Origin of the sequence: Pseudomonas sp. NUPR-001 (assembly GCF_052147955.1) — a bacterium.
In the GTDB taxonomy this organism is placed as follows: Bacteria; Pseudomonadota; Gammaproteobacteria; order Pseudomonadales; family Pseudomonadaceae; genus Aquipseudomonas.
Window position 1 is genome coordinate 5,854,051 of record NZ_CP197353.1, and the last position, 11,318, is coordinate 5,865,368.

The 11,318-nt window shown below is 61.2% G+C and carries 9 protein-coding genes; 6 read left to right on the forward strand and 3 right to left on the reverse strand.

The window, feature by feature from the left end; translation table 11 throughout:
- Positions 1–65 precede the first annotated feature (65 nt).
- Entirely contained in the window at positions 66–1,556 is a 1,491-nt protein-coding gene (amaB, locus tag ACP6KB_RS26905; RefSeq protein ID WP_442110760.1) for an L-piperidine-6-carboxylate dehydrogenase, read from the reverse strand.
- 136 nt (positions 1,557–1,692) lie between these two features.
- Here amaB and ACP6KB_RS26910 point away from each other — a divergent pair, with 136 nt between their 5' ends.
- Both ACP6KB_RS26910 and hglS read left to right on the forward strand, forming a co-directional pair.
- The gene (locus ACP6KB_RS26910) at positions 1,693–2,583 is read left to right on the forward strand and encodes a LysR family transcriptional regulator (protein ID WP_442110762.1); all 891 of its coding nucleotides are present in this window, start codon (positions 1,693–1,695) and stop codon (positions 2,581–2,583) included.
- A 100-nt stretch (positions 2,584–2,683) separates the two neighbouring features.
- Positions 2,684–4,081 (forward strand): 2-oxoadipate dioxygenase/decarboxylase HglS, encoded by a 1,398-nt coding sequence (gene hglS / locus ACP6KB_RS26915; protein WP_442110764.1) that lies wholly within the window; start codon positions 2,684–2,686, stop codon positions 4,079–4,081.
- A 103-nt stretch (positions 4,082–4,184) separates the two neighbouring features.
- On the opposite strand, the gene ACP6KB_RS26920 is transcribed toward hglS, so the two are convergent.
- A complete protein-coding gene (locus ACP6KB_RS26920; RefSeq protein ID WP_442110766.1) occupies positions 4,185–5,105 on the reverse strand; it encodes a LysR substrate-binding domain-containing protein in 921 nt (306 codons plus the stop codon).
- Here ACP6KB_RS26920 and ACP6KB_RS26925 point away from each other — a divergent pair.
- Positions 5,104–5,283: a hypothetical protein gene (locus ACP6KB_RS26925; protein ID WP_442110768.1), complete on the forward strand. Its 180-nt coding sequence runs from the start codon at positions 5,104–5,106 to the stop codon at positions 5,281–5,283. The genes ACP6KB_RS26920 and ACP6KB_RS26925 overlap by 2 nt on opposite strands.
- Positions 5,261–6,652, forward strand: a complete 1,392-nt coding sequence (locus tag ACP6KB_RS26930; RefSeq protein ID WP_442110770.1) for a NorM family multidrug efflux MATE transporter — start codon at positions 5,261–5,263, stop codon at positions 6,650–6,652. The genes ACP6KB_RS26925 and ACP6KB_RS26930 overlap by 23 nt, the downstream gene beginning before the upstream one ends.
- A 68-nt stretch (positions 6,653–6,720) precedes the next feature.
- On the opposite strand, the gene ACP6KB_RS26935 is transcribed toward ACP6KB_RS26930, so the two are convergent.
- Positions 6,721–8,385 (reverse strand): putative bifunctional diguanylate cyclase/phosphodiesterase, encoded by a 1,665-nt coding sequence (locus ACP6KB_RS26935; protein ID WP_442110772.1) that lies wholly within the window; start codon positions 8,383–8,385, stop codon positions 6,721–6,723.
- 265 nt (positions 8,386–8,650) lie between these two features.
- Between ACP6KB_RS26935 and rep the strand changes: the two genes are divergently transcribed.
- The gene (gene rep / locus ACP6KB_RS26940) at positions 8,651–10,660 is read left to right on the forward strand and encodes a DNA helicase Rep (protein WP_442110774.1); all 2,010 of its coding nucleotides are present in this window, start codon (positions 8,651–8,653) and stop codon (positions 10,658–10,660) included.
- A 63-nt stretch (positions 10,661–10,723) separates the two neighbouring features.
- Positions 10,724–11,296 (forward strand): xanthine phosphoribosyltransferase, encoded by a 573-nt coding sequence (gene xpt / locus ACP6KB_RS26945; protein ID WP_028689919.1) that lies wholly within the window; start codon positions 10,724–10,726, stop codon positions 11,294–11,296.
- The last annotated feature ends 22 nt before the right edge of the window (positions 11,297–11,318 follow it).

Genomic DNA, 11,318 nt, shown 5'->3' on the forward strand with positions numbered 1-11,318 from the left:
GGGCTTGCCCCGCGATAGCGATTTGTCAGACACACCGCCTCGCGGGGCAAGCCCGCTCCTACAGTTCAGTCAAACACAATCCCCTGAGCCAACGGCAGCTCACGCGAATAGTTCACGGTGTTGGTTTGCCGACGCATGTAGGCTTTCCAGGCATCGGAACCCGACTCACGGCCGCCACCGGTTTCTTTCTCACCACCAAACGCACCACCGATTTCAGCACCGCTGGTGCCGATGTTGACGTTGGCAATGCCGCAATCACTGCCCGACGCACTCTGGAAGCGCTCGGCTTCACGCAGGTCGGTGGTGAAGATGCACGACGACAATCCTTGCGGCACTTCGTTGTTCAGGCGCAGCGCCTCTTCGAAGTCGTCATAGGCCAACACGTAGAGAATCGGTGCGAACGTCTCGTGGCGGACCACGGCGCTCTGGGCTGGCATCTCGGCAATGGCAGGCGAAACATAGTAAGCGTTCGGGTACTGCTCCTGCAGTTGGCGTTCACCACCAAACACTTGGCCGCCCTCATCGCGGGCACGGGCCAGCGCGTCTTGCATGGCGTTGAAGGAAAGCTTGTCGATCAGCGGGCCGACCAGGTTGTCCTTGCGCGGGTCGCCAATTCGCACCTTGGCGTAAGCGGCTTTGACCCGGGCTACCACTTCATCTTTGATCGAACGGTGCACGATCAGGCGACGCAGTGTGGTGCAACGCTGGCCCGCAGTACCGACGGCACTGAACAGGATGCCGCGCACCGCCAGGTCCAGGTCTGCGCTAGGCGCCAGGATCATGGCATTGTTGCCACCCAGTTCAAGGATGCTGCGACCGAAACGGGCGGCAACCCGCGGGCCGACTTCACGCCCCATGCGTGTGCTGCCGGTAGCGCTGACCAGCGGCACGCGCGGGTCATCAACCAGGGCTTCACCGGCTTCGCGGTCACCAATAATCAACTGGCTCAGGCCTTCTGGCGCTTCACCGAACGCCTTCAGGGCCTTCTCGAACAGTGCCTGGCAGGCCAGCGCAGTGAGCGGGGTTTTCTCCGAAGGCTTCCACACCACCGCGTTGCCGCACACCAGTGCCAGGGTGGTGTTCCAGGCCCACACCGCAACCGGGAAGTTGAAGGCGCTGATCACCCCGACCACCCCCAGTGGGTGCCAGGTTTCACGCATGTGGTGGCCAGGACGCTCGGAGGCGATGGTCAAACCGTACAACTGGCGCGACAGGCCAACGGCGAAGTCGCAGATGTCGATCATTTCCTGCACTTCACCCAGGCCTTCCTGAGTGATCTTACCGGCTTCGACGGAAACCAGTTCGCCAAGCGCCGCCTTGTTTTCACGCAGCACTTCACCAAACAGGCGAATCAACTCACCGCGACGCGGCGCGGGAACATTACGCCAGGCCTGGAATGCCTGCTCGGCCTTGTCGATCTTGGCCACAACCTGGGCTTTGCTCTCCAGGTGCACCGAGGCAATCGCGCTGCCATCGATAGGGGTGTGAACGGGATGGTTGCCATGCGTGTAGGCACTGGCCGGGACACCAAGGCGGTCAAGCAGTCCATCAACCATTTTCTTCTCCTGCAATGCGATGAGTGGTTGAAATCGTGATTCGGATCAGTATTAATCCGATCACTCTGGTGCAACAAACGACCTTTATTCCGCACATCATTCCGCCAGGTAATGATCTACCTGCTTAGAGACTGCAATGTCCAAACGCTTGGTGCCATCGATGGCCGCCCTGCAGTGTTTCGAGGCTGCTGCGCGACACTTGAGCTTCACTCGCGCCGCCGAGGAACTGCACCTGACCCAAAGTGCGGTGAGCAAGCAGGTTGCGCAACTTGAAGAGATGCTGCGTCATCACCTGTTCCTGCGCATCCGCCGTCGCCTGCAACTGACGCCAGCAGGCGCGCTGTACCTGGCCGAGGTCAACAAGATCCTCACCCAGGTCGATATGTCCAGCCGCTACATCCTCTCCTATGGCGAGCAAACCGAAGTACTGACGGTAGCTACCCAACCGAGTTTTGGCGTGCGCTGGCTGATTCCGCACCTTAAAGGCTTCGGCAAGCGCCATCCGAATATCCACTTGGATATCCGTAACGAAATGGAGCCGTTCGCCTTGTTGCAGGGCAAGGCTGATGTGGTGTTTTTCTTCGGCCAGGGCACCTGGCCGGGCGCTACCTGCATCGAGCTGTTCGGTGAAGAGGTGGTGCCGGTCTGCGCCCCGGAGCTGATGCAAGGCCGCACCCTGAGCGACGCCAGCGAGCTGTCCGAACTGGTGCTGCTGCAAAGCACCGCGCGCCCTGAGGCCTGGCATGAGTGGTTCCTTGAGCAAGGCTTACATTCGGCCCACAGCTACCACGGGCCACGCTTCGACACGTTTTATATGAGCCTCAGTGCCGCCCAGTCTGGCTGCGGTGTGGCCTTGGTGCCGCGCTATCTGGTGGCTGAGGAACTGGCCGAAGGCAAGTTGATCGTGCCGTGGCAGCACAGCATGCGCAGCAACGGCTCACACTTCCTGGCCTTTGCCGAGCACGCGGCAGAAGTCCCCAAGGTGCGCGCACTGGTAGACTGGATCGCTGCCGAGTTGGCCGTGTAGATCAAGAATCTACGGAATGACTCATCGACTTTTTTTCGCTTGCCGCCGCAGTGCATTCCTCGCTTTCATGTAGGGGTGCCCACTCACCAGGAAGCTTTCGATGCCCGCTCAAGATTTCGTCAGCCCGGACAGCATTCGCGCGCAGTTCTCCGCCGCCATGTCGCTCATGTACAAGCAAGAGGTGCCGTTGTACGGCACCCTGCTGTCGCTGGTGAGCGAGGTCAACCAGCAGGTCATGGCCGAGCAGCCAGAAGTGGCCCAAGCCCTGCGCTGGACCGGTGAAATCGAGCGTCTGGACCACGAGCGTCACGGCGCGATTCGCGTCGGCAGCGCTGAAGAGCTGGCGACCATCGCCCGCTTGTTCGCGGTAATGGGCATGCAGCCGGTGGGTTATTACGACCTCAGTTCGGCGGGTGTGCCGGTGCACTCCACGGCATTTCGTGCGGTGCATGAACAGTCGCTGCATATCAGTCCGTTCCGGGTCTTCACCTCACTGTTGCGCCTGGAGTTGATCGACAACCCGGCCCTGCGCGAACTGTCCCGGCAGATCCTCGCCAAGCGCCAGATCTTTACCCCGCGCGCCCTGCAACTGATCCAACAGTTCGAGCGCGAAGGCGGCCTTAACGCCGACGATGCCCGCACGTTCGTTGATGAGGCCTTGCACACCTTCCGCTGGCACCACGACGCTACGGTCACCGCCGAGCAGTATCAACAACTGCATGACCAGCATCGCCTGATTGCCGACGTGGTGGCCTTCAAAGGCCCGCACATCAACCACCTGACGCCGCGCACCCTGGATATCGATGCGATCCAGCTGGGTATGCCGGCCAAAGGCATTCCGCCCAAGGCGGTGATCGAAGGCCCGCCGCCGCGCCGTTGCCCGATCCTGCTGCGCCAGACCAGCTTCAAGGCCCTGCAGGAAAAGGTCGTGTTCAGTGATCAACAGGGCACTGCCGGTGGCAGCCACACGGCGCGCTTCGGTGAGATAGAACAACGTGGCGCAGCGCTGACGCCCAAGGGCCGCCAGCTGTATGACCAACTGCTCGATGCTGCCCGCGATGCCTTGGGCGGAGTACCGGCCGAAGCCAATGCCGAGCGTTACATGCGCCTGCTGAGCGACAGCTTCCAGGCCTTTCCGGATGACCTTGCGCAGATGCGCGAACAAGGCCTGGCGTATTTCCGTTACTTCGCCACCGAACGCGGCCTGGCGGCACGCGGTGATGCAGAGCGCCCGACCTCGCTGCAGGGCCTGATCGACGCCGGGCATGTGCATTTCGAAGCGCTGGTGTACGAAGACTTCCTGCCGGTCAGCGCTGCCGGGATTTTCCAGTCCAACCTGGGTGACGATGCCCAGAGCGAATACGGCAGCAATGCCAACCGAGATGCCTTTGAACAGGCGCTGGGCATGCCGGTGCAGGATGAGTTGGCGCTCTATGCCCAGAGCCAGCAGCGCTCACTACAGGCCTGCGCCCAGGCCCTGGATTTGCCCAGCCTCTAACCCTGTAGGAGCGGGCTTGCCCCGCGATGCGATTTGGCTGACACACCGTAATCGCGGGGCAAGCCCGCTCCTACAGGTGGTGCAAGACAGTTGCCCCACAGGGTCAGGTGAGCACTTCCACCTTGGGCAAGTCCATGGCATCGGCCTCGCCCTGCAGGAAGTCACTCAGGCGCCGCAGTCGCTCACCGCCCGGACGGGTTTTCGGCCACACCAGGTAATAGTCCAGACCACTGGCCACTGCTGTTGGCCAGGGCAGGCTCAAGCGCCCTTGCGCAACGTCTTCGGCCACCATCAGCAAATCACCCATCGACACTCCGTAACCCCGCGCGGCAGCGATCATGCCCAGTTCCAGGGTGTCGAACACCTGGCCACCCTTGAGCGAGACCTTGTCGGTCAACCCCATGCGCGCCAGCCAACTGCGCCAGTCACGCTTGTCGGGTGTGGGGTGCAGCAGTTCGATACCGGCCAGGCGCTTGACGTCCCAAGGCCCTTCGGCCAGCAAGTCGGGCGCCCCCACCGGGATCAGCAATTCTGAAAACAAGCGTGCCACTTCCCAATCAGGCGGAAAGTGACCGTCGCCCAACAACACCGCGCAGTCGAACGGCTCATGGTTGAAGTCAACATGATCGACGTCCATCCAGGCGCTGGTCAGTTGCACTTCGTTACCCGGCTGCAGGTGACGAAAGCGGCTCAGACGCGCCAGCAACCAGCGCATGGTCAGGGTTGAAGGCGCTTTCATGCGCAGGATGTCGTCTTCGCTGCGCAAGGTATTGCAGGCACGCTCCAGCGCCGCAAAGCCTTCACGCACGCCCGGCAGCAACAACCGCGCAGCTTCGCTCAGCTGCAGGCTGCGGCCATTACGCACGAACAAGCGACAGGCGAAGTGCTCTTCCAGGGTGCGGATATGGCGGCTGACCGCGCTCTGGGTGATCGATAACTCATCCCCGGCGCGGGTGAAGGAGCTGTGCCGGGCAGCCGCCTCGAACGCACGTAAGGCATACAACGGCGGCAAACGACGGGACATGAGCGAATCCTCCACAGCGCTTCAGAACAATGCATTGGATCATACCGGCATGAGTTTTAATCATGCCACCGATCGTTTTTATCCTTTTGCGAATAACCGCACAAAGGATGAGAATTTCAGGCTTTCCCTAATACCGCGTCAAAAAGGACGATCCAATGCAGGCTGCACCCACTCATGAACTCAAGGCCCTGTTGCGCCTGGCCGGTCCGCTGATCGCCTCGCAGCTGGCGCACATGCTGATGGTGCTGACCGACACTCTGATGATGGCGCGTATCAGCCCTCAGGCCCTGGCCGGCGGTGGTCTGGGTGCGGCGAGTTATTCGTTCGTGTCGATTTTCTGCCTGGGGGTAATTGCTGCGGTCGGCACGTTGGTCGCCATTCGCAAGGGGGCCGGTGACATCGCCGGCGCCACCCGCCTGACGCAAGCCGGGCTATGGCTGGCCTGGGCCATGGCCCTGGTCGCGGCGCTGGTGTTGTGGAACCTGGAGCCGGTGTTGTTGCTGCTCGGTCAGAGCCCGAACAACGTTGAAGCCGCCGCGCAGTTTTTGCTGCTGCTGCCACTTGCCCTGCCCGGCTACCTGAGCTTCATGGCCCTGCGCGGCTTTACCAGCGCCATTGGCCGTTCAACGCCGGTGATGGTGATCAGCCTGGTGGGGACCGTGGCCAACTTCCTGCTCAACTACGCGTTGATCGAAGGCATGTTCGGCCTGCCGAAATTGGGCCTGGTGGGTATCGGCCTGGTGACCGCCATCGTTGCCAACTGCATGGCCGTGGCCATGGCCCTGTACATCCGCTGGCACCCGGCTTATGTGCCCTACCCGATCAGCAAGGGTTTGAGCCGCCCGTCCTGGCCGGCCTTGCGCGAGTTGTGGCGCCTGGGCCTACCGATTGGCGGCACCTACACCGTAGAGGTCGGGCTGTTTGCCTTTGCTGCGCTGTGCATGGGCGTATTGGGCAGCACCGAGCTGGCGGCTCATCAAATCGCCCTGCAGATTGTCTCCACGGCGTTCATGATCCCGGCCGGCTTGTCGTATGCCGTGACCATGCGCGTAGGCCTGTATTACGGGGCCGACAACCTGCTCGGCGCACGCCATGCTGGCCGCGTCGGTATCGGGTTTGGCGCAGCGATGATGCTGATGTTCGCCATTCTGTTCTGGCTGCTGCCCGATCCACTGGTGGGCCTGTTCCTCGACCACGGCGACCCGGCCTTTGCCGACATCATCCAGTTGGCGGTGAGTCTGCTGATGGTTGCCGCCTGGTTCGAGCTGTTTGACGGTGTGCAAACCATCGCCATGGGTTCGATTCGCGGCCTTAAAGATGCCAAGACCACTTTCCTGGTCGGCTTGTTCTGCTATTGGGTGATCGGCGCTCCGGCCGCGTGGTTGCTGGCCTTTACCTTAGGTATGGGTGCGGTAGGCGTGTGGTGGGGGCTGGCACTGGGCCTGGCGTGTGCGGCGGTGAGCCTGACGCTGGCGTTCGAGTGGCGGATGAAGCGTTTGTTGGGTGGGTTGGGTAAGGTGAATAAGGCTGCTGCTTCGGTGGTTTGAGGGTTCGATCGCGGGGCAAGCCCGCTCCCACACAGCCGGTGGGAGCGGGCTTGCCCCGCGATGCGTTATTACAAAGCCGCCACCTGACGCGCCGAACCACTCAACAAAAATGTCATCAGCTCATCAATCGGCAACGGCCGGCTGATCAGAAATCCCTGCACCTGGTCACAGTTGAAGCTGCGCAACAGGTCCATCTGCTCCGGGGTTTCCACACCTTCAGCCACCACCTCAAGGTTAAGGTTGTGCGCCAGGTTGATCATGGCGTGCACCAGCTTGCGGTTCTCTTCGCGCTTTTCCATGCCGCCGACAAAGCTGCGGTCGACCTTGAGCAAGGTGATCGGCAGGCTGTTCAGGTGCACGAAGGAAGAAAAACCGGTGCCAAAGTCATCGAGGGAAAAGCGCACACCCAGACGCCCGAGCGCATCCATGGTCTGCTCGACCAGGTCATTACGGCGCATCACCGCCGTCTCGGTAAGCTCGAATTCCAGCCAGCGCGCATCAACGCCATGCTCGATAATCAGGCGGCTCAGGGTGCTCAACAGCTGGCTGTCCTGGAACTGGCGAAACGACAGGTTCACCGCCATGTGCAACGGCGCCAGGCCCTGTTCACGCAGCGCCTGCATATCGCGCAGGGCACGGGAAATCACCCAGTAGCCCAAGGGCACAATCAAGCCGCTCTGCTCGGCAAGCGGTACAAACTCGCTGGGCGGCAGCAAGCCTCGTTCAGCATGGCGCCAGCGCACCAGCGCTTCCAAGCCGACGATGTGCCCGTCGGCCATGTCCAGCCGCGGCTGGTAGTGCAGTTCCAGTTCGTCACGGCGCAAGGCGCGACGCAGTTCGCTTTCCAAGTCGGCCAGGCTGCGCGCGTTGCGGTTGATACGCTCGTTGAAGATATGAAAGGTGCAGCCTTGCGTGCCCTTGGCCTGTTGCATGGCGATATGCGCATGCCACATCAAGGGGTCGGCGCCACCTTGTGCGCGGGCATGGGCAACGCCCAGGCTGCAACCAATCAACAGGCTCTCGCCATCCACCCAGTACGGCTCGGCCAGCGCCTCGGTAATGCGTTCGGCCATCCACTCGGCACGCTGTGGCTCACGGCGGGTGTCAATCAGCAGGGCAAATTCATCGCTGCCCAGGCGGGCCACTTGATCGCCCGCTTCGAGCTGGCTTTTCAGGCGCCCGACCACCTGCAGAATCAGGCGGTCACCTGCCTGATGACCAAGCGCATCGTTGGCACGGCGAAAGTTGTCCAGATCAAGGTGCCCAAGGGCCACGCCGCGCCCTTCGTTGTCGGCCAGGCGCGCAGCCAGCAGGGTCTGAAAACCCTGGCGGTTGGCAATACCGGTCAACGGGTCCTGTTCGGCCAGACGCTGCAGGGTTGCTTCCAGCACCCCGCGCTCACGCACATGGCGCAGGCAGCGGCGCAGGGTATCGGGGCCCAGTTGATCAAGTACCAGCCAGTCGCTGACGCCCGGCGGTGGAAGCTGCGGTTCGTGCTCCAGCAACAACACCATCGGCAACATGCAGCGGCCAGGCGCTGGCTGCAATGGCGGGGTCGCCAGCACCAAGGCATTGCGGTCATTGGCAAACAGGCTGTCTACCGCTTCCCAATTTGGCGCGGTCAGCATTACCACGCTGCCCGCCAGCGGCGTCAGGCAATCACGCAAGACGGCAGCCCACGCGGGTTCATCTGCCAGCAAAAGCAAACGCAAGGGTTCGGCAGGCGTAGACAAGCTGGCTCCTTAGGATGTGGGCACCGTCAGATGACAATGGGCAGCGAGAGGCTCATCCTAAACCATTAATGAAAATGATTTTCACTTAAAGTCGAGCCACTCCATTGCCGACATCCCGCATGTTTCGCCACGCATCCTGCGGGAAAGTAACGAAAGCGGCAAATATTAGATCGAGTGGTACGTCACACTGTCAGACGGTCGCGGCAGAAATTCTCTACCCCTGCTAAAATGCGCGGCTATTTTTCTAGCGACCCCGGTTTTTGTCATGTCCCGACTCAACCCTCGGCAACAAGAAGCCGTGAATTACGTCGGCGGCCCTCTTTTGGTGCTCGCCGGTGCAGGTTCCGGCAAGACCAGCGTGATTACCCGCAAAATCGCGCACTTGATCCAGAACTGCGGCATCCGTGCGCAGTACATCGTGGCCATGACCTTCACCAACAAGGCCGCGCGGGAGATGAAAGAACGGGTCGGTACCCTGCTGCGCAAAGGCGAAGGGCGCGGCCTGACCGTGTCGACCTTCCACAACCTGGGCCTGAACATCATCCGCAAGGAGCATGCACGGCTGGGCTACAAACCAGGCTTCTCGATCTTTGACGAAACCGACGTCAAAGCCCTGATGACCGACATCATGCAGAAGGAATACTCGGGCGACGACGGCGTCGACGAGATCAAGAACATGATCGGCGCCTGGAAGAACGACCTGATCCTGCCGCCCGAGGCGCTGGAGAAGGCCCGCAACCCCAAGGAGCAGATGGCTGCGATCGTTTACTCGCACTACCAGCGCACCCTGCGGGCGTTCAATGCGGTGGACTTCGACGACCTGATCCTACAGCCGGTAAAACTCTTCGAAGAACACGCCGACATTCTCGAAAAGTGGCAGAACCGTGTGCGCTACCTGCTGGTAGACGAATACCAGGACACCAACGCCAGCCAATACCTGCTGGTGAAGATGCTGATCGGCACGCGCAATCAGTTCACCGTGGTGGGCGACGACGACCAGTCGATCTACGCCTGGCGGGGCGCGCGGCCGGAAAACCTGATGCTGCTCAAAGACGATTACCCCTCGCTGAAGGTGGTGATGCTCGAGCAGAACTACCGCTCCACCAGCCGTATCCTGCGCTGCGCCAACGTGCTGATCGCCAACAACCCGCATGCCTTCGAGAAACAGCTGTGGAGTGAAATGGGCCACGGCGACGAGATCCGTGTGATCCGTTGCAAGAATGAAGATGCCGAATGCGAGCGGGTGGCGATGGAGATCCTCAGCCTGCACCTGCGCACCGACCGCCCCTATAGCGATTTCGCGATCCTCTACCGCGGCAACTACCAGGCCAAGTTGATGGAGCTGAAGCTGCAGCACCACCAGGTGCCGTACCGCATGAATGGCGGCAACAGCTTCTTCGGCCGCCAGGAAGTGAAAGACCTGATGGCCTACTTCCGCCTGCTGGTGAACCCGGACGACGACAACGCCTACCTGCGGGTGATCAACGTGCCACGCCGGGAAATCGGCTCGACCACCCTGGAAAAGCTGGGCAACTACGCCACCGAGCGCAAGATCTCGATGTACGCCGCCAGCGAAGAGCTGGGCCTGCGCGAGCACCTGGACAGCCGCTTCACCGACCGCCTTGAACGCTTCAAGCGCTGGATGGACAAGGTCCGCGAGCAGGTTGCCCTGGAAGATCCAATTGCTGCGCTGCGCAGCATGATCATGGACATCGACTACGAGAACTGGATTCGCACCAACAGCTCCAGCGACAAGGCGGCGGACTTTCGCATGAGCAACGTCTGGTTCCTGATCGAGGCGTTGAAAAACACGCTGGAGAAGGACGAAGACGGTGAGATGACCATCGAGGAAGCCATCGGTAAGCTGGTGCTGCGCGACATGCTCGAGCGCCAGCAAGAGGAAGAAGACGGTGCCGAGGGTGTGCAGATGATGACCCTGCACGCCTCCAAGGGCCTGGAATTCCCCTACGTGTTCATCATCGGCATGGAGGAAGAGATCCTTCCCCACCGTTCCAGCATCGAAGCCGACACCATCGAAGAAGAACGGCGCCTGGCCTACGTGGGTATTACCCGCGCTCGCCAGACCCTGGCCTTCACCTATGCAGCCAAGCGCAAGCAGTACGGCGAGATCATCGATTGCGCGCCGAGCCGCTTCCTTGACGAACTGCCCGATGATGACCTGGCCTGGGAAGGCCTGGACGATGCGCCCGTCGAAGTGAAGGCGGCGCGTGGCAATAATGCACTGGCCGATATCCGCGCCATGCTTAAACGTTAGATAATCAACCTTTGCTGCGGCGTACTGCCGTGGCCACTCTTGCTACATCGAGGAAATACCACAGTGGAAGCACTGCACCAGAAGATTCGCGAAGAAGGCATCGTGCTTTCCGATCAGGTTCTCAAAGTCGATGCGTTTCTCAACCATCAGATCGACCCTGCGCTGATGCAACTGATTGGCGACGAGTTCGCCCGTCTGTTCGCCGACTCCGGCGTCACCAAGATCGTCACCATCGAAGCCTCGGGCATTGCCCCGGCCGTGATGACTGGCCTGAAGCTCGGTGTACCGGTGATTTTCGCGCGCAAGCACCAGTCGCTGACCCTGACTGAGAACCTGCTGACCGCTTCGGTGTACTCCTTCACCAAACAGACCGAAAACACCGTGGCGATTTCCCCGCGCCACCTCAACAGCAGCGACCGCGTGCTGGTAATCGACGACTTCCTGGCCAACGGCAAAGCCTCCCAGGCGCTGATCTCGATCATCAAGCAGGCCGGCGCTACCGTTGCCGGTCTGGGTATCGTGATCGAGAAGTCGTTCCAGGGCGGCCGTGCCGAGCTGGACAGCCAGGGCTACCGCGTTGAATCGCTGGCTCGGGTGAAGTCGCTGGAAGGTGGTGTGGTTACTTTCATCGAGTAAGCACATTTATCGCGGGGCAAGC